Annotated in this window: 27 protein-coding genes; 14 read left to right on the top strand and 13 right to left on the bottom strand. The window is 70.1% G+C overall.

What is annotated here, in order from left to right; genetic code table 11:
* The first annotated feature begins 91 nt into the window (after positions 1-91).
* The 3 genes from H4N58_RS02400 to H4N58_RS02390 are packed head-to-tail and all read left to right on the top strand — an operon-like array spanning position 92 to position 2,807.
* Positions 92-1,171 carry a Dyp-type peroxidase gene (locus H4N58_RS02400; protein ID WP_167001375.1) on the top strand — a complete coding sequence of 360 codons (1,080 nt, stop codon included), beginning with the start codon at positions 92-94 and terminating at the stop codon, positions 1,169-1,171.
* Positions 1,168-1,965 carry a family 1 encapsulin nanocompartment shell protein gene (locus tag H4N58_RS02395; RefSeq protein ID WP_167001374.1) on the top strand — a complete coding sequence of 266 codons (798 nt, stop codon included), beginning with the start codon at positions 1,168-1,170 and terminating at the stop codon, positions 1,963-1,965. The genes H4N58_RS02400 and H4N58_RS02395 overlap by 4 nt, the downstream gene beginning before the upstream one ends.
* The gene (locus H4N58_RS02390) at positions 1,962-2,807 is read left to right on the top strand and encodes an alpha/beta fold hydrolase (protein ID WP_167001373.1); all 846 of its coding nucleotides are present in this window, start codon (positions 1,962-1,964) and stop codon (positions 2,805-2,807) included. The genes H4N58_RS02395 and H4N58_RS02390 overlap by 4 nt, the downstream gene beginning before the upstream one ends.
* Before the next feature lie 7 nt (positions 2,808-2,814).
* On the opposite strand, the gene H4N58_RS02385 is transcribed toward H4N58_RS02390, so the two are convergent.
* The gene (locus tag H4N58_RS02385) at positions 2,815-3,432 is read right to left on the bottom strand and encodes a hypothetical protein (protein WP_167001372.1); all 618 of its coding nucleotides are present in this window, start codon (positions 3,430-3,432) and stop codon (positions 2,815-2,817) included.
* Between the two features lie 133 nt (positions 3,433-3,565).
* Here H4N58_RS02385 and H4N58_RS02380 point away from each other — a divergent pair, with 133 nt between their 5' ends.
* Positions 3,566-4,624 (top strand): alpha/beta hydrolase, encoded by a 1,059-nt coding sequence (locus H4N58_RS02380; RefSeq protein ID WP_208322834.1) that lies wholly within the window; start codon positions 3,566-3,568, stop codon positions 4,622-4,624.
* Here the strand turns inward: H4N58_RS02380 and H4N58_RS02375 are convergent.
* From H4N58_RS02375 to H4N58_RS02365, 3 genes are read right to left on the bottom strand one after another with little or no spacing between them, the layout of a single operon-like run.
* Positions 4,568-5,125 carry a hypothetical protein gene (locus tag H4N58_RS02375; RefSeq protein WP_167248748.1) on the bottom strand — a complete coding sequence of 186 codons (558 nt, stop codon included), beginning with the start codon at positions 5,123-5,125 and terminating at the stop codon, positions 4,568-4,570. The genes H4N58_RS02380 and H4N58_RS02375 overlap by 57 nt on opposite strands.
* Positions 5,126-5,159: 34 nt before the next feature.
* Positions 5,160-7,028 (bottom strand): glycosyltransferase family 39 protein, encoded by a 1,869-nt coding sequence (locus tag H4N58_RS02370; protein ID WP_167249183.1) that lies wholly within the window; start codon positions 7,026-7,028, stop codon positions 5,160-5,162.
* Positions 7,025-8,278, bottom strand: a complete 1,254-nt coding sequence (locus tag H4N58_RS02365; protein WP_167249185.1) for a bifunctional glycosyltransferase family 2/GtrA family protein — start codon at positions 8,276-8,278, stop codon at positions 7,025-7,027. Before H4N58_RS02365 ends, H4N58_RS02370 begins: the two co-directional genes overlap by 4 nt.
* A gap of 58 nt (positions 8,279-8,336) precedes the next feature.
* Between H4N58_RS02365 and H4N58_RS02360 the strand changes: the two genes are divergently transcribed.
* Positions 8,337-8,672, top strand: coding sequence for a hypothetical protein (locus H4N58_RS02360; protein WP_167248750.1), 336 nt, complete (start codon positions 8,337-8,339; stop codon positions 8,670-8,672).
* Between the two features lie 14 nt (positions 8,673-8,686).
* Here the strand turns inward: H4N58_RS02360 and H4N58_RS02355 are convergent, their stop codons facing one another.
* Together H4N58_RS02355 and H4N58_RS02350 are read right to left on the bottom strand one after the other, a co-directional pair.
* Positions 8,687-10,147, bottom strand: coding sequence for an ATP-binding protein (locus H4N58_RS02355; RefSeq protein ID WP_167001369.1), 1,461 nt, complete (start codon positions 10,145-10,147; stop codon positions 8,687-8,689).
* Positions 10,144-10,842, bottom strand: coding sequence for a response regulator transcription factor (locus tag H4N58_RS02350; RefSeq protein ID WP_167001368.1), 699 nt, complete (start codon positions 10,840-10,842; stop codon positions 10,144-10,146). The genes H4N58_RS02355 and H4N58_RS02350 overlap by 4 nt, the downstream gene beginning before the upstream one ends.
* A gap of 178 nt (positions 10,843-11,020) precedes the next feature.
* Between H4N58_RS02350 and H4N58_RS02345 the strand changes: the two genes are divergently transcribed.
* The 7 genes from H4N58_RS02345 to mnhG are packed head-to-tail and all read left to right on the top strand — an operon-like array spanning position 11,021 to position 17,499.
* A complete protein-coding gene (locus H4N58_RS02345; RefSeq protein WP_167001367.1) occupies positions 11,021-11,299 on the top strand; it encodes a GlsB/YeaQ/YmgE family stress response membrane protein in 279 nt (92 codons plus the stop codon).
* A gap of 10 nt (positions 11,300-11,309) precedes the next feature.
* Positions 11,310-14,213, top strand: coding sequence for a Na+/H+ antiporter subunit A (locus tag H4N58_RS02340; RefSeq protein ID WP_167249187.1), 2,904 nt, complete (start codon positions 11,310-11,312; stop codon positions 14,211-14,213).
* Positions 14,210-14,650: a Na(+)/H(+) antiporter subunit C gene (locus H4N58_RS02335; RefSeq protein ID WP_167001365.1), complete on the top strand. Its 441-nt coding sequence runs from the start codon at positions 14,210-14,212 to the stop codon at positions 14,648-14,650. The genes H4N58_RS02340 and H4N58_RS02335 overlap by 4 nt, the downstream gene beginning before the upstream one ends.
* On the top strand, positions 14,647-16,275 hold the full coding sequence (locus H4N58_RS02330) for a Na+/H+ antiporter subunit D (protein ID WP_243842864.1): 1,629 nt from the start codon (positions 14,647-14,649) through the stop codon (positions 16,273-16,275). Before H4N58_RS02335 ends, H4N58_RS02330 begins: the two co-directional genes overlap by 4 nt.
* Positions 16,272-16,859 carry a Na+/H+ antiporter subunit E gene (locus H4N58_RS02325; protein ID WP_167001364.1) on the top strand — a complete coding sequence of 196 codons (588 nt, stop codon included), beginning with the start codon at positions 16,272-16,274 and terminating at the stop codon, positions 16,857-16,859. Before H4N58_RS02330 ends, H4N58_RS02325 begins: the two co-directional genes overlap by 4 nt.
* Positions 16,856-17,170, top strand: coding sequence for a monovalent cation/H+ antiporter complex subunit F (locus tag H4N58_RS02320; RefSeq protein WP_208322245.1), 315 nt, complete (start codon positions 16,856-16,858; stop codon positions 17,168-17,170). Before H4N58_RS02325 ends, H4N58_RS02320 begins: the two co-directional genes overlap by 4 nt.
* A complete protein-coding gene (gene mnhG / locus H4N58_RS02315) occupies positions 17,167-17,499 on the top strand; it encodes a monovalent cation/H(+) antiporter subunit G (RefSeq protein WP_167001363.1) in 333 nt (110 codons plus the stop codon). Before H4N58_RS02320 ends, mnhG begins: the two co-directional genes overlap by 4 nt.
* A 42-nt stretch (positions 17,500-17,541) precedes the next feature.
* On the opposite strand, the gene H4N58_RS02310 is transcribed toward mnhG, so the two are convergent.
* The 3 genes from H4N58_RS02310 to H4N58_RS02300 form a co-directional block, all read right to left on the bottom strand.
* The gene (locus tag H4N58_RS02310; protein ID WP_167249189.1) at positions 17,542-17,952 is read right to left on the bottom strand and encodes a type II toxin-antitoxin system VapC family toxin; all 411 of its coding nucleotides are present in this window, start codon (positions 17,950-17,952) and stop codon (positions 17,542-17,544) included.
* A complete protein-coding gene (locus H4N58_RS02305; RefSeq protein WP_167001361.1) occupies positions 17,949-18,191 on the bottom strand; it encodes a type II toxin-antitoxin system Phd/YefM family antitoxin in 243 nt (80 codons plus the stop codon). The genes H4N58_RS02310 and H4N58_RS02305 overlap by 4 nt, the downstream gene beginning before the upstream one ends.
* 61 nt (positions 18,192-18,252) lie before the next feature.
* A complete protein-coding gene (locus H4N58_RS02300) occupies positions 18,253-18,609 on the bottom strand; it encodes a VOC family protein (RefSeq protein ID WP_167001360.1) in 357 nt (118 codons plus the stop codon).
* A gap of 90 nt (positions 18,610-18,699) precedes the next feature.
* Between H4N58_RS02300 and H4N58_RS02295 the strand changes: the two genes are divergently transcribed.
* Positions 18,700-19,239: a putative immunity protein gene (locus H4N58_RS02295; protein ID WP_167249190.1), complete on the top strand. Its 540-nt coding sequence runs from the start codon at positions 18,700-18,702 to the stop codon at positions 19,237-19,239.
* Between the two features lie 22 nt (positions 19,240-19,261).
* Here H4N58_RS02295 and H4N58_RS02290 read toward each other — a convergent pair whose 3' ends face one another.
* Entirely contained in the window at positions 19,262-21,544 is a 2,283-nt protein-coding gene (locus H4N58_RS02290) for an Orn/Lys/Arg decarboxylase N-terminal domain-containing protein (protein ID WP_167249192.1), read from the bottom strand.
* Positions 21,545-21,680: 136 nt separating this feature from the next.
* Here H4N58_RS02290 and H4N58_RS02285 point away from each other — a divergent pair, with 136 nt between their 5' ends.
* Positions 21,681-22,469: an exodeoxyribonuclease III gene (locus H4N58_RS02285; protein WP_167001357.1), complete on the top strand. Its 789-nt coding sequence runs from the start codon at positions 21,681-21,683 to the stop codon at positions 22,467-22,469.
* A 73-nt stretch (positions 22,470-22,542) separates the two neighbouring features.
* On the opposite strand, the gene H4N58_RS02280 is transcribed toward H4N58_RS02285, so the two are convergent.
* From H4N58_RS02280 to H4N58_RS02270, 3 genes are all read right to left on the bottom strand, one after another.
* Positions 22,543-22,866, bottom strand: a complete 324-nt coding sequence (locus H4N58_RS02280; protein ID WP_167249194.1) for a DUF2812 domain-containing protein — start codon at positions 22,864-22,866, stop codon at positions 22,543-22,545.
* A gap of 82 nt (positions 22,867-22,948) precedes the next feature.
* Positions 22,949-23,593, bottom strand: coding sequence for a response regulator transcription factor (locus H4N58_RS02275; protein WP_167001355.1), 645 nt, complete (start codon positions 23,591-23,593; stop codon positions 22,949-22,951).
* Positions 23,545-24,879 (bottom strand): sensor domain-containing protein, encoded by a 1,335-nt coding sequence (locus H4N58_RS02270; RefSeq protein ID WP_167249196.1) that lies wholly within the window; start codon positions 24,877-24,879, stop codon positions 23,545-23,547. The genes H4N58_RS02275 and H4N58_RS02270 overlap by 49 nt, the downstream gene beginning before the upstream one ends.
* Between the last annotated feature and the right edge of the window lie 70 nt (positions 24,880-24,949).

The following is a 24,949-nucleotide window of genomic DNA, read 5'->3' as shown; positions in this document are numbered from 1 at the left end:
CCACCTCCTAGGAGTACCCCAAGTCTACGTCGCCAGTGCATGCCCATCGCAGGTCGTAGTGTGGGCTCACCACCGATCGAGAGGGAGTTCCGTGACCAGCGTCTCCCGATTTCCCGAGCCGCAGGCCGTCACCTCACCGCTGACCGAGCACGCCGTCTTCCTCGTGGTCACCATCGAGGACGGGCCGGCCGCCGCCGACGCAGCACGGACGACGATCGCCGACGTCGACGCTCTCGTGCGCTCGGTCGGATTCCGCAGCCTCCATGCCGGCCTGACCTGTGTCATCGGCATCGGCTCCGACGCATGGGACCGCTTCGGCGCACCTGACCGGCCGGCCCATCTCCATCCGTTCGTGCCGATCGACGGCTACCGCCACGATGCCCCGAGCACCGCGGGCGACCTGCTGTTCCACATCCGCGCGTCCCGCCACGACATGTGCTTCGAGCTGGAGCGTCTGATCCTCGCGCGCCTCGGCGACTCCGTACGGGTCGTCGACGACACCCCGGGCTTCCGCTACTTCGACGCCCGCGACCTGCTCGGGTTCGTCGACGGTACGGAGAACCCCGTCGGCGACGAGCTCGGCGAGGCCGCGTACATCGACGACGAGCCCGACTTCCTCGGCGGCAGCTACGTGATCACGCAGCGCTACTCCCACGACCTCTCCGCATGGGAACGGCTGTCGACAGAGGAGCAGGAGCGGATCATCGGTCGTACGAAGGCCGACGACGTAGAGCTCGACGACGCCGTGATGCCGTCCAACTCGCACGTCACGCTCAACACGGTCACCGACGACGACGGCAGCGAGCTCGACATCGTTCGGTTCAACATGGCGTTCGGGAGCTATACCGCGGGCGAGGTCGGTACGTACTTCATCGGCTACGCCAAGAGTCCCGAGACCACCGAGCTGATGCTCCAGAACATGTTTGTCGGCGACCCGCCCGGCAACTACGACCGGATCCTCGACTTCTCGACCGCGACGAGCGGGTGCCTCTTCTTTGTCCCGTCGTCGGCCACGCTGGAGATGCTCGGCGACCTTCCGTCGGTCGAGCCTGTCGAGACCACACGCCCGCCGGTCGAGCCCCAGCCGTCGGTCGAGCCTGTCGAGACCACCCACCCCACCACCGACGGCTCGCTGAGCGTCGGCAGCCTCAGAGGAGAGTACGACCGATGAACAACCTGCACCGCTCGCTCGCACCGATCTCTGCTGCCGCCTGGGCGCAGATCGAGGAGGAGGCGAGCCGCACCTTCCGGCGCAACCTCGCCGGGCGCCGGGTCATCGACGTCCACGACCCCGAGGGCGTCCAGCTCGCCGGTCTCTCCACCGGCCACCGCAGCGCCCCCGGCACCGACCCGAACGGCGTGGAGGTGCGCCGCCGCGAGGTGGCGCCGGTCGCCGAGCTGCGGGTCACGTTCGACCTGAGCCGTGAGGACGTCGACGACGTCGAACGCGGCTCCAACGACTCCGACTGGCAACCGGTCAAGGACGCGGCCCGCGCTCTCGCCTTCGCCGAGGACGGCGCGGTGTTCCACGGGCTCAGCGCAGTCGGAATCCGCGGGATCACGGAGTCGTCGAGCAACCCCCGTCTCGCGCTCCCGGCCGACGCCGTCGACTACCCCGATGTCGTCGCCCGGGCGCTGAGCCAGCTGCGGCTCGCCGGCGTAGAGGGTCCGTACGCGCTCCTGCTCAGCGCCGACGCCTACACGCAGGTCAATGAGACCACCGACCACGGCTACCCCATCCACGAGCAGCTTTCACGGCTGCTCCACGACAACATCGTGTGGGCACCCGCGATCTCGGGCGCCGTGCTGCTGTCGACGCGCGGAGGCGACTACGACCTCCATCTCGGGCAGGACACGTCGATCGGCTACCTCCACCACGACGACGAGACGGTCACGCTCTATCTGCAGGAGTCCTTCGCCTTCCTCCCCCTGACCGACGAGGCGTCGGTCGTCCTCGACCGATGAGCGCGGGCTGGCCGGAGCGGCGCGCGGTCGAGGCGGGCAGTCTGGTCTTCGACGTCGGCTTCGACGGGCCCGCCGACGGCGAGCCCGTGCTGCTGCTGCACGGCTTCCCGCAGACGTCGGAGTCGTGGCTGGACGTCGCGCCTGTCCTTGCGAACGCCGGGTTGCGGGTGATCGCCCCCGACCAGCGCGGTTACTCGCCCGGCGCCCGCCCTGACGGCGTGGATTCGTACGCGGTGCCGCGCCTCGTCGGAGACGTGCTCGGGCTGATGGACGCCCTCGGGTACGACTCCGCTCACGTGGTCGGTCACGACTGGGGTGCCGCAGTGGCGTGGGCGCTGACGGCGCACCATCCGGAGCGCGTGCGCAGCCTGGTCGCCTTGTCCGTCCCGCACCTCGCCGCGTACGGGTGGGCCCTGGTGCACGACGAGGACCAGCAGCAGCGCGCCGCGTACATCGGCCTCATGCGCACGCCCGGCAAAGCCGAGGAAGTGCTGCTGGCAGACGACGCGCGGCGGATCACCGCAATGTACGGCGGGATGGTGCCCGACGACAGGGCAGCCTCGTACGTCGCCGCGATGCAGGAGCCGGGCGCGCTGACGGCGGCACTGTCGTGGTATAGGGCGATGGGCCGCGACCTCGACGCGACACCCTCGGTGACGGTGCCGACGACCTACATCTGGGGCGGCGCCGACTGGGCGCTCGGCGCGGCCGGCGCCCGGCGGTGCGGTGAGCACGTCCAGGCAGAGTACCGCTTCGTCCCGGTCCAGGAGGCGTCCCACTGGCTTCCCGAGGAGTGCCCCGACCTGGTCGCTCAGGAGATCGTCGCGAGGGTGCGCGGCTGACCGACTGTCAGGTGCCGTCCGCGCGGTCGCGCTCGGCTTGGTCGCGATTGTCGATCTCGGTCTTGAGATCGCGGGCCCGTCGACCGCGTGCACGGTTGGCCCCGCTCAGCCAGACCAGGCCCACGACGAGCAGAGCGCCGATGATCGCGCCCCAGAGCGAAGCCGCGCGGAAGCCCGGGCCGTCGACGTCGAGGATGCGCTCGCCGGCGTGTGCTCCGTTGCTCGTCCCCACGACGATCGACAGCGTCATCAGGTTGGGCAGCGCGAGAATCACGGCGACCGCGACGACGACGACCTTCCAGAAACCCTTCACCCAGTGCCGCGCGATCGCCTGCCAGGCAAGGAGAAGGGGGACGAAGGTGAACACCACGCCGAGGAACAGCCCCCACACCGTCCCGGCCGTCAGGCTGCCATCGACACGGCGCCCGATCCACTGCGCCCACCAGCGGGGCACGAACGCCGCCAGCGCGTATCCGACGATCACCACGACCACCGCGACGGCCAGCAGCACGAGGACGTTGTGCAGCATGCGCTTGCCGTACGACTTCCACTTGTCCGCCGCGTTTCCCCGGTGCCCTGGGCCGCTCTGCGGGAGTCCCGTGCCACCACTCTCGGAGGTCACCATGGCCTCAGGATGGCACCGATCACGGTCTTCGACCGGTTTGCGCGCGAACGGGCAGGTAACATCCGTTCACAATGATGTGACGCGCACCACACGCGCTCGGGTCGTGCTCCGCGTCGCCCGGGAAGGACACATGATGAGTCGCACGATGGACCCCCGTGGTCCGGAGGTCGTCTCGCTCGCCGGCGACAACCTGCGGGTGGTGGACAAGCCTCGCCACAGCAAGCGCGCGGCACTGCTGTCCACCGCGCTGCGGGTGACCGTGAAGCCGGCGCTCTCCGTCTGGTCGTACGCACCCGGCGCCCCGTGGCCGACCGGGCTCCTCGAGAGCGTGGCGGGGCTGCTGCCGGCGCCGCGCAACGCGACGGTGGAGGACATCCGGCTCCCGCAGTGCGATGCCGAGGTGATCCGTGCCGGATCTGCCGAGCACGCCGAGACCCACGCGGTGCTCTATCTGCACGGCGGCGCCTTCCTCGTCGGCGGGCTCAACACGCACCGCGGTCTCGCCGCACGGCTGTCGGCGACCAGCGGCTGCACGGTCCTCAACGTCGGCTATCGCATGATGCCGAAGCACCCGGTGAGCCAGGCCGTCGAGGACGGGCTCTCGGGCTACCGGTGGCTGCTCGACCAGGGCTTTCCGCCCGAGCGCATCGTCGTCGCCGGCGACTCGGCCGGCGGCTACCTCGCGTTCGCCGTCACGCTCGCGATCCTCGACGCCGACCTGGAGGCTCCCGCGGGCCTGGTCGCCATGTCCCCGCTGACCGACTTCGATCCCGATCGCAAGCTCGACCAGCCTGGCCGCCCGTCGTGCGCGTTGTTCCCGAGGTCGGCGTGGCGCGGGTTCCTCCGGCTCGTCGACCTGGTCGAGAACGAGCTGCTGTCCGACCTCCTGCAGCCAGCGTCGTCGCTCGTGGACGCCGACCTGCACGGACTGCCGCCCACCCTCATCCAGGTGGGGTCGGACGAGCTCGTCCTCCCCGACGCCGAGCTGATGGCGATCCGCCTCGCACGCTCGGATGTCGAGGTCGAGCTGCAGATCTGGGAGAAGCAGGTTCACGTCTTCCAGGTCGCAGTCGACCTCGTGCCCGAGGCGCGCGAGGCGACGCGCGAGGTAGGGCGGTTCGTCCGCCGCACGACGTCAGACGGTCGACGCCGCGTCGCCCGCAGACGACGCGCTGTCGGTTCCGTCCGCTGACGGTCCGCCCGAGCCGTCCCCGTACGGCGCGTCCGGGAGCGACCTGCCGCCCTGGCCGTCGGGCATGCCGCCCTGGCCGCCGTGACCACCCGGAGCGCCCGGGAACTGCCCGTCACCCTGGCCCTGCTGGCCACCAGGTCCGCCCTGACCGCCCTGACCGTCCTGACCGTCCTGGCCTCCGGGGAACTGGCCCATGCCCGGCGCGTTGCCGGGGCCGCCGTCCGCACCGCCGTCGTCGGCCGAGGCGGTGCCGATCGCGATGCCACCCAGGAACCCGAACCCGCACAGGGCGACGCCGGCGGCGATCGCACCGAACCGCGTGCGGTTGTCGAGCGACTTCCACCCGCGCGACGGCGTCGCGCCGGCAGTCGTCGGGGCCTGCGGAGCGGCCGACGCCGCCGTCGGCGCGTCCGTTGTCGGCATCTGCGTCGTCGGGTCCTGCACCGGCGGGGTCTCCGTCGGCTCCGGGCCCTGAGGCGTACGAGGGTTCTGCTCGTTCATCTGTTCTCCTTCTTTCATCGTTGGTCCGCGTCGGTCAGCTGTGACCGGCGAGGTCGTAGACGGTCGTCCCGCCCACGGTCTGAGGGGTGAAGTTCTCTGTCACCCAGGTCTCGATCTTGGAGTTGCGGCCACCGCCGTGCCCGGTCGCGGGGATGTAGAAGCCGATCTCGCCGTCGGCGACCCACTCCTGGAACTGCTCGAGCGACGGGAACGCGTCCGTGCCGTTGAAACCGCCGATCGCAAGGACGGGTTCGCCCGAGGCGAGCTGCAAGGGTGCGGCACCGTTGGCGGTCTGCGCGGCCGCGGCCCAGCGGGAGTCGCTGTTCTGGAGCAGGCTCACCAGCTCCTCGCTGACGCCTGCGGTCCCGCCGCCGCCGAGGAAGCTGGTCCCCGCGCCCCCGCCGGGGCCACCGCCCGTCGCAGGTCCGGCGGACACGATCGACCCGGTGTGCGCCGAGCCGATGGTCGCCGCGGCCGAGGCGGCGGGCGCCGCGAGCGAGGCGACGCCGATGAGGGTCGCAGTGATCACGGCGAGGTAGCGAGCCCCGTCGCCCGGGTTCGGAAGCTCCGGCCCGACGAGCAGGAGCACACCAGCCGCGACGGCCGCGAACACGACCACCCAGCGCAACCAGGGCACGAACGTCGGGGTCTCGGCGAGCAGCCGCCAATTCCAGAGGCCGGTGAGGACGACCGTCCCCGCGAGCACGGCCCGCGGCACCAGCTCCGTACGGCGTCGCCACAGGACCACCACACCGACGCCGACCAGCGCGGCGATCGCGGGCGCGAGCGCCGCCGTGTAGTAGCTGTGGATGATGCCCTGCATCAGGCTGAACGTCAGGCCGGTGACCAGCAGCCAGCCACCCCAGATGATCGCGAACGCGCGCATCCGATCCGTACGGGCGAGCCGCCAGGACAATGCGGCGAGCGCGACGAGTGCGACCAGGGCGGCCGGCAGGAGCCAGCTCGCCTGCGTCTGCATCTCGGAGCTGAAGAGCCGTCCGAGGCCGGGCGTCCCCCACATGCCGCCGCCCTGCCCGCCGCCACCGACGGACCCGACCTCCTCGCCGTTGAGGCGACCGAGGCCGTTGTAGCCGAGCGCGAGCTCGAGGATGCTGTTGCTCGTCGAGCCACCGATGTACGGGCGCGCGGACGCCGGCCACAGCTCGGCGATGAGCACCCACCATCCCGCGCCGACGACGACCGCGCCGGCTGCGGCGAGGAGGTGTAGCAGGCGCGTCCGCAAGCGTGCCGACCCGGCGACCCCGTACGCCAGCGCGAGCGCCGGCAGGACGAGGAACGCCTGCAGCATCTTGGCGAGGAATGCGAACCCGATGAGCAGACCCGCGAGCACCAGCCATCGCAGCGCCTTCTTGGCGTCGATCGCCCGGGTCACGGCCCACGCGGCCGCCACCATCAGGAAGACCAGCAGCGCATCGGGGTTGTTGAACCGGAACATCAGCGCGGCCACCGGCGTCGTCGCCAGCACGGCGCCGGCGATCAACGCCGCCGACGACCCGAACCAGCGGCGCACCGCGGCGTACAGGACGCCGACGCTCGCGACCCCAAGCAGCGCCTGCGGGAGCAGCATGCTGAACGAGCTGAACCCGAACACCCGCGCCGACAGGCCCATCAGCCACAGCGACGCCGGGGTCTTGTCGACGGTGATGCCGTTCGCGGCGTCCAGCGCGCCGAAGAACCAGGCCTTCCAGTCCTGCGCCCCGGCCTGCACGGCCATCGAGTAGTACTCGTTGGCGTAGCCGTTGACGGTCAGGTTCCAGCAGTACGCGACCGCGGTCGCAGCCAGCAGGGCGATCAGCAGGGCGTGCTCCCGCGTCCACCAGCCTCGCCGGACCTCGACGGCGTCACGCTCGTGAACAGCACGTTCCTGTACGGCGGTGCTCATGCGGCACTCCTCTCGTCCGCCGTGGCGGAAGGGGTCGGAGCGACCTGGCGGGCGGACAGCCGCACGTCGAGGTCGCGGGTACGGGGCACCTCGGTCGCGGTGCGAAACACCCAGCGATCGAGCAGCACGAACCGCACGATCGTCGCGAGCACGTTGGCCACCGTGAGGACGCCGACCTCCATCAGTGGGGTGTGGCCGAGGCCCGCGGTCAGCGCGAGCGCCGACGCCGTCAGCGCCCATCCGCAGGCGAACGCGACCAGGCCCTGGACGTGATGGCGAGCAAGCCGCTTCGTCCCGGTCACCTGGTAGGTGAAGCGCCGGTTCATGGCGGTGTTGCCGATCGCCGTCGTCACCAGCGCGAAGAGGTTCGCGACCTGGGCGGGGGCGATCTGACGCGCGAGGAGGAACAGCAGGGCGTACGCGATCGTGCTGACGACGCCGACCAAGCCGAAGCGGATCATCCGGATGCCGACCGGTGTGCGGACAGGAGGCCGCCCGAAGCGGTGCCGTACGGGCTCGAGATCGAGGCGACCCGTCGTCAGACCGCGGGCCATGTGCGCGATCCCCCACAGGTCGTCGCGGACGGTCGACGCGATCGCGACCCGGCTGTCCGGATCGTCGACCCAGTCGACAGGAACCTCGGCGATCCGCAGGCCCGCGCGCTCGGCGAGGACCAGCAGCTCGGTGTCGAAGAACCAGCCGGTGTCCTCGACGTACGGCAGCAGGGCCTTCGCCACGTCGGTGCGCACCGCCTTGAAGCCGCACTGCGCGTCGCTGAACCGCGCGCCGAGGACGACACGGAGGAGGGCGTTGTAGCCCCGGGAGAGGATCTCGCGCTTGACGCCTCGTACGACCCGGGAGTCACGCCGCAGCCGCGTGCCGATCGCCACGTCCGAGTGACCGGACAGCAGCGGGGCGACCAGGGGCATGAGGGCGCCGAGATCGGTCGAGAGGTCGACGTCCATGTAGGCGACGACGGTGGCCTCGCTGCGCGACCAGACGGTCGAGAGCGCCCGTCCGCGACCCCGTTCGGGGACGCGGACCAGCCTCACGTCGCTCAGCGTCGCCGCGAGCCGCTCCGCGACCTCCGCCGTACCATCAGTGCTGCCGTTGTCGGCGATCACGACGCGGCACGCGAACGGGACCTCGAGGTCGAGGTACGTGCGCAGTCGCTGGACGCTGCGTTCAAGGATGTGCGCCTCGTTCAGCACCGGGACGACCACGTCGATCACGGGAGATGTCTCGTTCATGTCTTCGACGTTGCCGTCGAAAGTTCACGATCCCCTTGGTCGAGCCTGGGAGATCCCTGTGAGCCACCCGCCCGTCGAGCCTGTCGAGACCCACCCGCCGGTCGAGCCTGTCGAGACCCCCGCTTGGCGAGGGGCGTATCGAGACCTGCCCCGCGCCGTCGAAGGCGTCGCGCGCACGTTCGATGGCGGGCATGTGCTCGGCGGCCCAGGCGAGCAGCACGTCGACAGGGGGCGCAGCGTCGTGCCGAGCGGTGATCGCGTACTCGACGGCTACCTGCCGCGTGCTGACGATCCTGCGTTCGATGACGCCGTTGCGCCTTCGCTGATCGGCGTCGAGTCCCTGTTCGAGCCGGACGTGCTCGTGGAGGTCGAGGCCATGGCGCTCATCGACTGAGGGGAAGCCAGCGCTCACCGTGCCAGCGGGATCCGTACGGTGAACGTCGCGCCCTCCCCAGGGGCGGTGTCGAGAGAGACCCGACCGCCGTGGCCCGCCACCAGGGCCGAGACGATCGCGAGGCCCAGCCCCGAGCCTCCGTCCTGCCGACTACGGGCCTCGTCCGCGCGGTAGAAGCGCTCGAACGCGTGCGCGGCCGACTCCTCGTCGAGCCCGGGCCCGTCATCGGAGACGATCAGGACGCCCTCGTCTCCTTCCGCACGAACATCGACGCGCAGCTCCGCCTCGGGCGGCGTGTGCACCAGCGCGTTGCCGACGAGGTTCGCGATCACCTGCCGCAGGCGCGCCTCGTCGCCCTCGACGATGACCGGCGGGCCGGCGGCGGGCTCGGCGACAGGCCGATCCGGCTGCGTGGCGCGCGCATCGACGACCGCGTCACGCACCAGGGTCCGCAGGTCGACAGGGTCACGGCGGAGCGGGCGCTCCTGGTCGAGGCGGGCGAGCAGCAGCAGGTCCTCTACGAGGATGCCCATGCGATCGGCCTCCTGACGGATGCGCGCCATGAACCGGTCCGTGGTCGCCTCGTCGGTCGCCGCCCCCTGGGCGTACAGCTCGGCGAACCCCCGGATCGACGTCAGCGGCGTCCGCAGCTCGTGGCTCGCATCGGCGACGAAGCGACGCATCCGGCGCTCGGACTCCTCCGCCCTGCGCGCCTCCTCACCTGCCCGTACGGCCTCGCGCTCGCGGTCGTCGACCGCCTTCTCGATGTGGCCGAGCATCGTGTTGAGCGACGACGCGAGCGCACCCACCTCGGTCCTCGGGTCGGCATCCATCGGAACCCGCGCGCCGAGGTCGCCCCCGGCGATCGCCTCCGCGGTCCGCTCCACCCGTATGAGGGGGCGCAGGCTGCGCGCGACGAGCCACGAGCTGATCGCGGCCACCGCGACGAGGACGGTGACGGCGATCGCCAGCTCGATCCAGCGCAGCCGCTCGAGTGTCTCGGTCACGTCCGTGAGGTCGACCGCGACGGCGACCGTACCCCCGTCCGAGCCCTCGAAGAAGACCACGCGCCACGGCGGGCTGCCGTCCGCTGCGGAGATCGTGAAGGGCTCGTTGTACGTGATGTCGTCGGTCGCCGGGTCCGGAAGGTCGGGGTAGTCATCCCTCTCGAGGCGCGGGTCCACCTGGGGGTCGAACGAGGTCCCGTCGGACGCGAAGCGCTGGACGAAGAAGCGCGACGGCAGCGCCGCACCGTCCTCGATGATCCGCCGCGGCGGCGGACGATCGGCGAAGCCGCGCCCTTGCGTCACGAGCTCGGTGTCCGCGCGGTCGACGAGCGAACGCTCCAGGACGACATGGGTGGCGACGGCGCTCAACACCAGCGCGAGCGTCACCATCGCGACGGCGAGCGCAGCCAGCTGGACGCGCAGCGGGACGGCGCGCCACCTTGTGACCAGGGCGGAGCGACGCTTCATCGGGGCCGACGCAGCACGTACCCGACGCCGCGCACGGTGTGCAGCAGCCGCGGCTCGGTGGTGTCGATCTTGCGGCGCAGGTACGAGACGTAGGTCTCGACGACGTTGCCGTCCCCGCCGAAGTCGTAGTTCCAGACGTGGTCGAGGATCTGCTGCTTGCTCAGGACGCGGCCGCTGTTGAGCAGGAAGTAGCGCAGCAGCTTGAACTCCGTCGGCGAGAGGTCGACGACCTCGCCGTCCTTGCGGACCTCGTGGCTGTCGGTGTCCATCTCCAGGTCGGCGAACCGCAGCACGGTCTCCTCGCGGGTGCGGCGTGTTCGCCGCAGCACGGCGTGGACGCGTGCGACGAGCTCGTCGAGGCTGAACGGCTTCACCAGGTAGTCGTCGCCGCCGGCGGTGAGCCCGTTGACGCGGTCCGCCGGGGCATCCCGGGCGGTGAGGAAGATGACGGGGATGTCGCGGTGCTCGCGGCGCAGCCGCGTCACCACCTCGAAGCCGTCGAGCCCGGGCATCATCACGTCCAGCACGATCAGGTCGAGGGTCGGGTCCGTGGTCGCCATCTCGAGGGCCGTACGCCCGTCGGTGGCCGTCACCACCTCGAACCCGGCGAAGCGCAGGCTGGAGGCAAGCAGGTCGAGGATGCTCGCGTCGTCGTCGACGACGAGCAGCCGGTCGGAAGTACGCGGTGAGGTCATCAGGTTCAACCATCGCCGATCCTGCTTGAACCCGCCTGAGGAGATCCTGTGAGCGGCCTGTGAGCCTGGGACCGGACCGGGTGAAAAGTGTCACGACAGGCGGTGCCGCTCGGAGGCGGGCGGGCCGGCACCCACCCCCAACCTTTAGAATGCCCCTGAGGCGAAGGAGGCGGGTCGGATGGGATTCATCCTCAGCATCATCGGGTTCCTGGTGATCGGCCTGGTCGCGGGGTTCATCGCCCGCGCGATCGTCCCCGGCAAAGACGCGATGTCCCTCGTGCAGACACTCGTTCTCGGCGTCGTCGGCTCGGTGGTCTTCGGCGTGATCCTCGGCCTCCTCCCCTTCTGGGATCGTGACAAGGGCTTCGGCCCGGCGGGGTGGATCGGCTCGATCATCGGCGCCGTCCTCACCCTGATGGTCTACAACCGTGTCGTGAAGAAGAGCTCGGCGAGCTGATCTCGACCTGATGCTCTTCCTCCTGCTCGCCCACCTGGTCGCCGCAGCAGCCGCTCCTGCGCTCGTCCGTACGTTCGACCGGCACGCCTTCCTCCTCCTCGCTCTGGTCCCCGGCGCAAGTTTCGTCTGGCTCCTTCTGCAGGGGCCTGAGGTCACCGGCCCCGACGCGGGCACGCTCACCGAGACGTACGAGTGGGTGCCCACGATCGGCCTCGAGATCGGGCTTCGGCTCGACACGCTGAGCTGGACCCTGGCCCTGCTCGTCACGGGCGTCGGCGCGCTGGTCCTCTTCTACTGCACCTGGTACTTCCGCTCGTACGATCCCGCGCTCTGGCGCTTCTCCGGCGCATTCACGGCGTTCGCCGGCTCCATGCTCGGCCTCGTGCTGTCTCGGGACGTGCTGCTCCTGTACGTGTTCTGGGAGCTCACTACCGTCTTCTCCTACATCCTCGTCGGCCACAACCCCGAGCGTGTCGCCAACCGTCGCGCGGCGATGACGGCGCTGATCGTGACGACCTTCGGCGGCCTCGCGATGCTGGTCGGCCTCATCATGCTCGGGCAGGACGCAGGGTCGTACCGCATCGACGCGATCATGGCGCTCTCCCCGACCGGCGCCGCGACCGCCACCGCGATCGCCCTCGTGCTGATCGGCGCGCTCAGCAAGTCGGCGCTGGTGCCGTTCCACTTCTGGCTCCCCGGCGCGATGGCCGCTCCGACGCCGGTGAGCGCCTACCTGCACGCGGCCGCGATGGTGAAGGCCGGCGTCTTCCTCGTCGCCGTGATGGCCCCCGCGTTCGCCGACGCCGCCCTGTGGCGGCCGACGCTGCTCGTGCTCGGCGTGCTGACGATGATCGTCGGTGGCCTGCGCGCGCTCGGGCAGCACGACGTCAAGCTGCTCCTCGCGTACGGGACGGTGAGCCAGCTCGGCTTCCTCGTCGCCGTGGTCGGGCTCGGCACCCGTGCAGCCGCGCTCGCCGGCGTCGCGATGGTCGTCGCCCACGCCCTGTTCAAAGCGGCGCTCTTCATGGTCGTTGGCATCGTCGACCACTCGGCTCACACCCGCGACCTGCGCAAGCTGTCGCGGCTGCGCCCCGCGATGCCCTGGCTCTTCGGCTTCACCGTGCTCGCGGCGGCCTCGATGGCCGGCATCCCGCCGATGCTCGGGTTCGTCGCCAAGGAGTCGGTGTACGGCGCATTCGTTGACGTGGTCTCGACCGGCGACGGCACCGGGATCGGACCGGTCGCCGGCTCTCTCGTGCTCGCGGGGCTGGTCTTCGGCTCGCTGCTCACCATGGCGTACACGTTGCGCTTCGTGTGGGGTGTCTTCGGCGACAAGCCGGGCGTCGACCAGCCCGCCAACCTGGTCCCTGTGCCTGCCGGGTTCGCGACGCCGACCGCGCTCCTCGCCTCGGCTTCGCTCGTGCTCGCGTTCTTCGGCAGCGGTCTGACCAAGCTGTGGGCGGGGTACGACCACCAGTTCCCCGAGGGCGACCACCACGCGGAGCTCGCCCTCTGGCACGGGTTCTCCCCTGCCCTCGGCCTGTCCGTAATCGCGGTCCTCGGCGGCATCGCGCTCTTCACCTGGCAGCAGCGCCGTGCGCTCGTCCCCGCCGCGCCCTGGATGCCGTCGGCCGAGCGGGCGTACGAGGGCATCATGCGCAACACCGACCGGCTCGCCGTCGAGGTCACCGGTCGTACGCAGCGCGGCTCGCTGCCCTTCTACCTCGGCTCGATCCTCGTAGTCGTCCTGCTGATCCCCGGCACTGCGCTCGCACTCAACCGCACGTGGACCGAGGACGTCGTGTGGTTCGACTCCGCGGCGCAGGCGGTCGTCGCGATCCTGCTGGGTGTCGCGGCCGTGCTCACCGTCCGGTCGCGTCGCCGGCTCAAGGCCGTCCTGCTCGCGGGGGTGGCCGGCTACTGCACGGCGATGCTCTTCCTCCTTCACGGCGCACCCGATCTCGCGCTGACCCAGGTGCTCGTGGAGACGGTGACGCTGGTCGTGTTCGTGCTGGTGCTGCGCCGCATGGCCCCGTACTTCTCCGACCGTCCACTCACCCGCGCCCGCTGGATCCGGGTGGGAATCGGCGCCCTCTCCGGGGCCTTCGCCTCCGCGATCGCACTCGCCACCGCCGGCGTCCGGATCGGTGACCCGATCTCGGTCGCGTTCGCCGAGAGCGCCGTCGAGTACGGCGGAGGCCACAACATCGTGAACGTGACCCTCGTGGACATCCGCGCCTGGGACACGATGGGCGAGCTGTCGGTCCTCGTGGTGGCCGCCACCGGTGTCGCCTCGCTGATCTTCCTCATCACCGGTCGCGGTGGGGCGCAGAGCCCTGCCGCCCCGCTGCCCGAGGGGCACTCGACCGGTCGCTGGCTGCGCGCGGGCCGTACGCTCGCCCCGGAGCGACGTTCGATCGTCTTCGAGATCGTCACGCGGCTGATCTTCCACACGGTCATCCTGTTCTCCGTGTGGCTGATCTTCTCCGGCCACAACGGTCCGGGCGGCGGCTTCGCCGGCGGTCTGATGGCCGGCCTCGCACTGATGGTCCGCTACCTCGCCGGCGGACGGTACGAGCTCGACGAAGCGGCGCCGGTCGACGCCGGACGGGTCCTCGGACTCGGCCTCTCGGTCGCGACCGTGTCCGCGCTCGCGCCGCTGGCGTTCGGCGGCCAGGTCTTCCAGAGCGCGATCGTCAAGTTCCACCTGTTCGCGATCGGCGACATCAAGCTGGTCACGTCGCTCTTCTTCGACCTCGGCGTCTATCTCGTGGTCGTGGGTCTCATGCTCGACGTCCTGCGCAGCCTCGGCGGCGGGATCGACGCCGACATCGAGACCGGGGACGCCGATCCCGAGCTACCGGGCTCCTACACCGACCCTGAGATCGAGCCGCTGACGGGAGGCGTCCGATGACCGTCAACCTGGTTCTCGTCATTGTCATCGGTGTGACCTTCGCCTGCGGCGTGACACTGCTGCTCGAGCGAAGCCTGACCCGCATCGTCGTCGGCACCCTGTTGATCGGCAACGCCGTCAACCTCATCTTCATCGTGGCCTCCGGCGCACCCGGCCGTGCCCCGATCGTCGACGAGTCCGACCCGTCCCCGATGAGCGACCCGCTCCCGCAGGCGATGGTGCTCACCGCGATCGTCATCACCCTCGGCGTCGCGTCGTTCCTGCTCGCCATGGCGTACAGGTCGTGGCAGCTGCAGGGGCACGACGAAGTCCAGGACGACATGGAGGACCGCCTCATCATGCGGCTGGCCGAGCTCGACGAGGCGTCACAATCGTACGAGGAAGGTGGCGGAGCTCCGGACGAGGAAGGCGCCGACACCGAGGAGGTCGAGCGATGACCGCCGACTCCGCGATGTCCTTCCTGATCCCGCTGCCGGTCGTGCTGGCGCTGCTCGGCGCCGGGGTGTGCCTCGCGCTCGGCCAGAACGCCCGCGCCCAGCGCGTCATCAGCTTCACGACCCTCTCGATCATCGTCGCGGTCGCGGGCGTCCTGCTGTGGGCAGCCGACCGGGACGGCCCGCAGGTCGTGTACGTCGGGGGCTGGCCCGCCCGCATGGGCATCGTGCTGGTCGCCGACCGGTTGTCCGCCTTGCTGCTGCTCGTCTCGGCGATCGTGACGCTGTGCGTCCTCGCGTACTCCGTGGGCCAGGGCATCATCGAGTTCGGTCGCGACACGCCGTTGTCGGTGTTCTACCCGACGTTCCTCGTCCTGTCGGCGGGAGTCTCCAACGCCTTCCTGTCGGGCGACCTCTTCAACCTGTACGTCGGGTTCGAGATCCTGCTGGCGGCGAGCTACGTGCTCATCACCCTGGGCGGCACCGGGCCACGGGTGCGCGCCGGGACGACGTACGTTGTCGTGTCGGTGCTGTCGTCGATGGTGTTCCTCATCGCGATCGCGGGCGTCTACGCGGCGACCGGCACGGTCAACATGGCCGATCTCGCGGTCAAGCTGCAGGAGGTCCCCGAGGGGGTCCGCATCGTCCTGCAGCTCATGCTGCTCACCGCGTTCTCGATCAAGGCCGCCGTCTTCCCGCTGTCGGCGTGGCTCCCCGACTCCTACCCGACCGCACCCGCACCCGTGACGGCGGTGTTCGCGGGCCTGCTGACCAAGGTCGGCGTGTACGCGATCATGCGCGTGCAGACGCTGCTCTTCCCGGACAGCCCGCTGTCGGACCTGCTGCTGTGGGCCGCGCTGCTGACGATGTTCGTGGGCATCCTCGGCGCCATCGCGCAGTCCGACATCAAACGTATGCTCTCGTTCACCCTCGTCAGCCACATCGGCTACATGATGTTCGGGGTCGCGGTCGCCTCCGACCTGGGGCTCGCGGGCGCGATCTTCTACATCGTCCACCACATCACGATCCAGACCACGCTCTTCCTGGTCACGGGCCTGATCGAGATCCGTGGCGGCTCGACGTCGTTGGAGCACCTCGGCGGTCTCGCGAAGGCCGCCCCGGTGCTTGCGCTGATGTTCTTCCTGCCGGCGATGAACCTCTCCGGCATCCCTCCGTTCTCTGGCTTCCTCGGCAAGGTCGCCCTCGTCCAGGCGGGGGTCGACCGGGCAGGCTGGCTCGCGTACCTGGTCGTGGCGGCCTCGATCCTCACCAGCCTCCTCACCCTGTACGCGGTGGCGAAGACATGGAACCGCGCGTTCTGGCGGCCTCGTACGGAGGAACCCGACGAGCTCACCGAGTCCGTCCCCAGCTCCGGCACGAAGTCGGGCGAGCCGTGGGGTGACACGGTCGCGACGTCCGTACGCTCGCTCCCTCGCGCGATGGTCACCCCGACGCTGACGCTGGTCGCGCTCGGCACGGCGCTCACCCTGCTTGCCGGGCCGTTGTTCGGGATCACCGAGCGCGCGGCCGAGGAGCTGCGCGATCGCGACCCGTACATCGAGACCGTCCTCAACGACGGCAGCGTGGCAGGATCCATCGTCCCGCGCGGGTCAGGAGGTGCCGAGTGAGCGACGCGAACGACGCGAACGACGCCTCTCGTCGCACCCAGGCGCGCCGCGCCCTTCAGTGGCCCGTCGTGCTGTGGCTCACGCTCGTTTGGGTGCTGCTCTGGGGTGAGTTCACCGTCGGCAACATCCTCGCCGGGGCCCTCATCGCGGTCGCGATCATCCGGGTCTTTCCGCTGCCGCCGATCGAGTTCCACGGCCGGGTGCACCCGTGGCGGCTCCTCATCCTGGTGTACGCGTTCTTCCGTGATCTGGTCGCGTCGAGCGTTCAGGTCGCGACCATCGTGATGCGCTTCGGCTACCAGCCGGTCAACGCGGTGCTCGTCGTGCCGATGCGGACCCGCAGCGAGCTCGCCCTCATGCTCACCTCCGAGATCGTGTCGCTGGTCCCCGGCAGCCTCCTGATCGAGGCATCGAGGAGCACGTGGACCCTGCAGATCCACGTGCTCGAGACCCGCAGCCAGGCCGACGTCGAGGCTGCACGACAACGCGTCTGGGACGAGGAGGAGCGGGTCGTACGCGCACTCGGCAACGCCGAGGACATCGCCCGGATCGAGCAGCCGCGCCCGGAAGGTGGGTTCCGATGACCTGGATGACCGTGGTCGCGTGGGTGGCCGGAGGCATGCTCGGGATCGCTGCCGTCCTCGCGGTGGTCCGTGCCGCCCTCGGACCATCGATGCCCAACCGTGCAGTCGCGATCGACGTGCTCGTCGCCGTGCTCGTGGGCGGGCTCGGTGTCGAGGCGGCGTACAACCGCCACACCGACACGCTCCCGATCCTGGTCGTCCTCTCTCTGGTCGGGATGGTCGGCTCGGTGAGCATCGCGCGCTTCGCCACGAGCGACGAGCCTGACGAGTCCGATCCCGAGCGCATCGACGGTACGGAGGGATCCCGATGAGACTCGCCCTCGACATCGCTTCGGCGTTCTGCCTGCTGTCCGGCGCTTTCCTCGCGCTGATCGCCGCCATCGGCATCGCGCGATTCAACAACCTGTTCAGCCGGATGCACGCTGCCACAAAGCCTCAGGTGCTCGGGCTGCTGCTCATCCTGCTCGGGATCGGGCTCCGGATGGAGGCGTGGAGCGACCTCGGCCTCCTCGTGCTCGTCGCCGTCTTCCAGCTGCTCACCGCTCCCGTCGCGGCGCACATGCTCGGACGCGCGGTCTATCGCACCGGCGGCGCGGACCACGACGAGAGGCTCGTCGACGAGCAGATGCCGGCGGACTGACTTCGGCTCCACCCGCGCCGGGCTAACCGGGAGCGCCCGCAGTCACTCCCACGGATTGACCACGGGCACGCCCAGCGGAGAAAAGTCCGCGACGCTGCGGGTGACGACGGTCATGCCGTGGACTATCGCGGTGGCGGCGATGAAGGCGTCGCGCTCCGGCCGAGGATCGGGCACGTGCAATCGCGCGGTCTCGCGCGCGACAGGAAGGTCGATCGGGAGGATCCGCGCCTCGTACGCAACGATCTGGCGTTCGAACCACTCGCGAAGCCGCCGCCCCTGCGCACTATCTAGTCGCTCGATCCTTGCCACGCCGTGGGCAAGTTCGAAGACGGTGATGGCACTCAGGTGGCACTCATGATCGGGGACGTTCTCGAGCCACGCGCGAACCCGGGCATCCATGCGATCGCCGAATCGCACCTCGCTGACGACGTTTGTGTCGAGGATGAAGGTCATAGCTCGGGGATCTTTGCCCCGAAGTGCATGGGCTGGGGGTCGAAGTCGACGACCGGTTCTTCCATGGCCAGCCAGTCGAGGGCGGAGCGCGTCGGCGCCACGATGCGCTCGTACTCCTCGATGGTCATCAACACGTGCGACGGTCGCCCGCGGTCGGTGATGATGACGGGCTCTTCCTCAGCGGCGCGTTTGGCCGCACTGACGTCGCGATTGAAATCGCGCGCGGTCATCGTGGTCATCGACTCACCTCCGACGTAGGTACGTACCTACTTTAGGTCAGAGGTCACCCCACACAACCGCTCAGCTCTCAGCCTGTGCCACGTCGAAGTAGTTGCCCTCTGGATCGGCCAAGGTCACCCAACGGAAGCCGGTCTCCATAGTCTGGTCGGACACCTTGTCCGCGCCGGCCGCCTCGAGCCGCGAGACCTCGGCGTCGAGGTCGGTCGCGACCAGGTCGAGGTGCATCTTGTTCTTGCCGGGCGTCGGACGCTCGACCTTCTGAAAGGCGAGCTGGACCGGCGCACCGGGGACGGCCACGACGACGAACCAGCCCTCGTTCTCCTGGACGACCTCGCCGCCCACCTGCTCGGCCCACCACCTCCCCAGCGCAAGCGCATCAAGACTGTCGACGGTGACCATGCCCACGGAGAGAGTCATGCTCAGCACGCTAGCGGGCCACCCGGACACTTCGCGCGCTCATTCTCCGGGTGTTGGCGTACGCGCACGTCCTCGGAGAGGATCGACCGCGTGACGACGGCGACTGGCGACTTCGACCTGACCATCGACGAGCTGCGCGTCGTCGCGCGCTTCGTGGCCGAGACCGCCGAAGCGGTCCTTCCCGTTTTCGAGGAGGCTCACCCCCACGATCCCCGACCTCGCACTGCGCTCGATGCCGCGTGGGAGTTCGTGAACGGCGCCCGCCGGTCCAGGCTCCAGCGCGTCACGTCGATGGACGCTCACCGTGCGGCGAAGGTGGCGTCCACCGAGTCCGCCCGGCTCGCCGCCCAGGCCGCCGGCGACGCGGCCTCGGCCGCGTATCTGCACCCGATTGCCAAGGCGCACCAGGTCGGCCACCTCCTCCGTGCCGCCGCGAACGCCGCACGCATCGCCGAGATCGGCGCGGGCGGCGATCCCGATGCGGCGGAGGCGGTGCTCGTGCAGGCCCGGGAGCGGGCGACGCCGGTGCTCATCGAGGTCCTGAGCCGCTATCCCGCCCCACCGGTCGGCAAGAGCCGCACCGCGCAGCTCATGTCGGCGCTCGACGCCTCGCTGCGCTCGTGCCGGTGACGGCGCCACCCGCTCGGCGACGTCAGTCCCGCACGCAGCGCGCCACGTACCGTCCGTCCACGACCTCCACGCCGTGCGTCTCGTGCTCGAACCCCGGGAACCGCTGGTCGAACTCCTCCAGCGCCCGCAGGTAGGCGAGGAACGGCCCGTCGTCCGGCCCCGCCGACTCGCCCGGCATGACGAGCGGGATCCCCGGCGGGTACGGGACGAGGCCGATCGCGAGCGTACGGTCGGCGAGCGCATCGAGCGGCACCGCGTCGACGGTCCCGCGGACCACGTGCGCGTACGCTCGCGCCGGCGTCGTCACCGGGACGGGGTGCGCGCCGAAGGCCTCGCGCTGCAGGGCCAGCAGCCTCGTACGGCCGATAGTCGCGTGCTGCTCCTCGGCGAGGTCGCGCAGCCCCATACCCGCATAGCGGCGCGGGTCGCGCGCGAACGTCGCAGGCAGCACCTGCTCCAGCGAGCGGTTCACGTCGAGGTCGCGCTTGAACGACATCAGCGTCGTGACCAGCGATCCCCACTTGCCGCGTGTCACGCCGATCGAGAACAGCAGCAGGATCGAGTACGACTGCGTCTTCTCGACCACGATCGACGCCTGCTGCTCGAGGTACTCCGACAGGATCGGCGCCGGCACGCCAAACTCCGCGAGGGTCCCGTCCTCGTTCACCCCCGGCGTCACGACGGAGACCTTGATCGGGTCGAGCATCGCGTACGAGTCGGGCAGGTCGAAGCCGTGCCACTTCTCGTCCTCGCGCAGCAGCCACGGCTCCGGCGACGAGCGGAGCCACTCCTCGTCGGCATCCTCGAAGCGCACCTTCGCGCCGTCGGGCTGCGTGACCGTCTCCGGCTGCCACGGGACCAGTGCCCAGTCGTCGTCCGGCGTCTCGGCGGCCACCCGCGCGAGCGTACGGCGGAACGCGACCGCCTCCTGGATCGAGATGCCGGTCAGCAACGGCCCGCCACGTCCGGCCATCATCGCCGCCGACACGTCGTTGGAGGCGATGATCGAGTAGAGCGGGGACGTCGACGCGTGCATCATGTACGCCTCGTTGAAGAGGTCGTGCTCGACCGGGTTGCGCCCGTTGCGGACGTGCAGGTACGAGGCCTGCGACAGCGCCGCGAGGAGCTTGTGCGTCGACTGCGTGGCGAAGGTCGTCGGACCGTCCGCAGGGCGCTCGCCGGTGTGCATCGCGAAGCGCTCGGCATAGATCGGGTGGAACGCTGCGTACCCGTACCAGGCCTCGTCGAAGTGCAGCCTGTCGATGTGCTCGCCGAGCGTCCGCTCGACGGTCGGCACGTGATAGAGCAGCCCGTCGTACGTGGAGTTGGTGATCATCGCGATCACCGGGGCGGCGGTGGCGTCCTCGACCAGCGGGGACGCGGCGAGCTTCGCGGCGACGGCCTCGCGCGTGAGCTCGGTCGGCGGCACCGGGCCGATGATGCCGAGGTGGTTGCGGGTCGTCGTGAGATAGACCGGGACGCCGTGGGTGAGCGTCGCCGCCTGCTCGATCGACTTGTGCGCGTTGCGGTCGAGGACCATCACGTCGCCCGCGACGACGGACGCCTGGTGCAGCACCCGGTTGGAGGTGGAGGTGCCGTTCGTGACGAAGTAAGTCATGTCGGCGCCGAAGATCGAGGCTGCGCGGCGCTCCGCCTCACCGATCGGGCCGGAGTGGTCGAGCAGCGAGCCGAGCTCGCGGACCGACACCGAGAGGTCGGAGCGGAACGTCTGCTCGCCGAAGAACTCCCAGAACGCCCTGCCCGCGGGCGAGCGCAGGAACGCGGCGCCGCCCTCGTGGCCCGGGGTGTGCCAGGAGTACTCGTGCTTGCGCGCGAAGCGGACGAGCGCCCCGAACATCGGCGGGAGCACGTCCTCGCGGTAGCGCTCGGCCGCGTTGCGGATGCGGCCGGCGATCCACGACGGGGTGTCGTCGAGGAGGTAGATCAGCTGGTCCACCTCGCGCAGCACGGCCGTGTCGAGCGAGTCGGCGCCACGCGTGCCCGTCATCACGAACACGGGGAGGTCGGCGTTGCGCGCCCGGACTCCGGCGAGGAAGGTGGCGAGGCGGTTCGGGTCGACGTGCGCCTCGTGCTGGTCGGAGTCGCCGCCCGCGTCGGCGATGACGGCGCACAGCGACGCGTCCGACGCGACCCGCAGCACGGCGTCATCGGGGCTCGGCGCGAACTCCGTCCGTACGTCGATGCGCTCGAGCTCCTGGACGACGCGGCGCAGCATCTCCTCGTGCGCGGTCGAGGTCTGCGGTCGCTCATCGACGATGAGGACCTTGATCGCTCGCGAGGTCATTGATCCTTCGCTCTGCTCGGGCATATGCCGCAGATCCTCCCGTCCCTTAGTGGCTTTACGGCAGATCATACGCATCGGCCGGTGGCTGATCGGCCGACCTGAGGAGCCGTCCGACCCTCCCGGTACGGTCGTACTCATGCGGATCGCCACCTGGAACGTCAACTCCATCCGTTCGCGCATCGACCGCGTCGCCGCGTGGCTCGAGCGCAGTGACGTCGACGTGCTCGCGATCCAGGAGACGAAGTGCCGTGACGACCAGTTCCCCGAGCTGCCGCTGATCGGTACGGGCTACGAGGTCGCGCACCACGGCCTCTCACAGTGGAACGGCGTCGCGATCATCTCGCGCGTCGGCCTCGAGGACGTCCAGGTCGGGTTCGCCGACATGCCGACCTGGGGCGACCCAGCAGCCGCCGAGGCGCGCGCGATCTCCGCGGTGTGCGGAGGCGTACGCATCTGGTCGCTCTACGTGCCCAACGGGCGCACGCTCGAGGACCCGCACTACGTCTACAAGCTCCAGTGGCTGCGCCAGCTGCGCGAGGACGCCGCCGGCTGGCTGGCGAACGACCCGCAGGCGCAGATCGCACTGATGGGCGACTGGAACATCGCGCCCCACGACGAGGACGTCTGGGACATGGCGAAGTTCGAGGGCAAGACCCACGTCTCCAAGCTCGAGCGCGAGGCGTTCGCCGCGTTCGAGGACACCGGTTACGCCGACGTGGCCCGGCCGCACACGCCCGGCCCCGGGACGTACACCTACTGGGACTACACACAGCTGCGCTTCCCGCGCCGCGAGGGCATGCGGATCGACTTCGCGCTGTGCTCGCCCGCGCTCGCCGGCCGGGTGACCGGTGCGTCGATCGACCGCGAGGAGCGCAAGGGCAAGGGCGCGTCCGACCACGCCCCCGTCATCGTCGACCTCTCCTAGCGCCCCGGGGTCACTCTCCGCCCGCCCCGGGTCACTCTCTGGCCGCCCCGGGTCACTCTCTGGCCGCCCCGGGTCACTCGTCGACGAACAGGTCGGGCCGCGCACCCTCGTACGGGGCGCGCCAGACGTCCTTGCCGTTCAGCGTGCCGACGTCCTCCCATCCTGCCGAGGCGATCAGCGAGTCCTCGGGCGCGTCAGGGAAGCGCCGCGGGTCGATCACATAGCGGTAGTTCCGCCCGCCCTTGCGCCACCTCAGCTCCATCCGGACGGCGCTGAGGAAGCCCAAGCGGTCAGCGACCCACCCTTGACGCGCCATCTCCTCGAACCACGCCTCGAGGGTCTCCGTGCCCCGAACACGAAACGGCACGAACCAGTACGTACGGGTCTCGCCACTCATGGCCCCATCGTCGTCGCGCGCATAGTGACCCGCGAGCGCAAGACAGTGACCCGCGGCGCGCAGAGAGTGACCCGGGAGGGGGTCAGCCTTGGAGATATGCCAGGACGGCGAGTACGCGACGGTTGTCGTCCTCCGAGACCGGGAGGTCGAGCTTGGCAAAGATCGAGTTGGTGTGCTTCGAGATCGCCTTCTCCGTCACGAACAGCCGCGCCGCGATCGCCGCGTTGGAGCGTCCCTCAGCCATCAGGCCGAGCACCTCGCGCTCGCGGTCGGTGAGCCTGTCGACCGGACGGTTCGCGGCTGCCTTCGACAGCAGCACCGACACCACCTCCGGATCGAGCACCGTGCCGCCGGCGGCCACCTGCCGTACGCCGTCGACGAACCGCTCGACGTCAGCCACACGATCCTTCAGCAGGTAGCCGACCGCCCCTTCGCCCGACGACAGCAGCTCGCGAGCGTACAGCTGCTCGACGTACTGCGACAGCACGAGCACGGGCAGCCCCGGCCGCAGGGCACGCGCCTCGATCGCCGTCCGCAACCCTTCGTCGGTGAACGTCGGGGGCATCCGTACGTCCACGACCGCAACGTCCACGTCGACCTCTCGCAGCACCTTGGCGAGCGACGGCGCGTTGTCGACCGCCGCCACCACCGTGAAGTCGTTCGCCTCGAGCAGGCGCGTCAGGCCGTCCCGGAGGAGGGCGAGGTCTTCGGCGATGACAACGCGCACGGCAGCTCCATGGTGACGACGGTCGGTCCCCCGCGGGGACTCTCGACCACCATCGTGCCGTCGAACGCTGTCAATCGGCGAGCCACCCCCGCAAGACCCGTCCCGTCAGCAGGGTCCGCACCACCGCTGCCGTTGTCCGCGACGACCGCGCGCAGCCGCTCACCGTCGTACGAGAGGTCGACCGAGGCGGCACTCGCGTGCGCGTGCTTGACCACGTTCGCGAGCGCCTCGGCGACCGCGAAATACATCGCGGTTTCCACCGGCTCCGGCGCCCGTCCCGGCACGACCGCCGCGAACGACGTCGGCACCGCGATGTCGAGCGCGAGCGCCTGGGCGGCCCCGACGAGACCGCGGTCGGCGAGCACCGGCGGATGGATCCCGCGCACGACCGACCGAAGGTCACCGAGTGCGGACGTCGTCGTCGCCCGCGCCTCCTCGATCAGCCGCGCGGCAGCCTCCGGGTCCGTCCGCATCAGCTGCTCGGCGAGCCCGAGGCTCATCCCGAGCGACACCAGCCGCGCCTGAGCTCCGTCGTGCAGGTCGCGCTCGATGCGCCGCAGCTCGGCAGCGGAGTGGTCGATCGTCTCCGTACGGGACGCCGACACCTCGGCGAGACGCTTCTCCAGCTCGGCGCGCGTCGGGGACAGCAGAGCCAGGTCCATCCGAGCGCGCAACCGGCTCACCGGCGGCGTCAGGAACCACCACATGAGGGCCACGATCCCCGCCAGGATCCACATCGAGAACGACGAGGCCTGGTCGTCGATCTGCACGAGACCCAGCTCCATGTCGAAGACGCCCTTGGGCGTGACCCAGTAGATGAACGGGAAGATCAAGTACCAGATGACACCGAGCAGGAGCACAACCGGGATCAGCGAGAGGATCCAGCCGATCGTCGACGACGCGTAGGCCCAGCCGAGATCGCGCCATCGCGCGGGGTCACGCGCCCAGTCCTTCACGAGGATCTTGACGCCGCTCGACTCACGCTCGTGGTACGGGCTCACGACCGTCGTCCGCAGCACCTGCGACGCGAAGTAGCGGTGCACGTTGGCCAGCTGGCGCAGGAACGGGACGAATGCCGCGAGCACCGCCAGCCCCACGCCGAGGACGCCGAGAGGGATCGCCACGGTGATCACGATCAAGGTGACCAGCGTCGGGATCCCCAGCACGAGATAGACCAGCGCGAGCCCGGTCAGCGCGAACCGTGACGTTCGCCCGGACGGGGCGTACGTCTCGGGTATCGCCGTGGACAAGCTCATCGTCACTCCTGGGTCCGCTGTCGTCGTCATGCTCCCACTGTGCGTCGACGTCGCGCTGCGGACAGTGGACCTAGCACCACCTCGGTCCGGGACCTCGCCC

The sequence above is a fragment of the Mumia sp. ZJ1417 genome (assembly GCF_014127285.1).
Classification (GTDB): domain Bacteria; phylum Actinomycetota; class Actinomycetes; order Propionibacteriales; family Nocardioidaceae; genus Mumia.
This window is presented reverse-complemented; position numbering and strand designations above follow the sequence as displayed.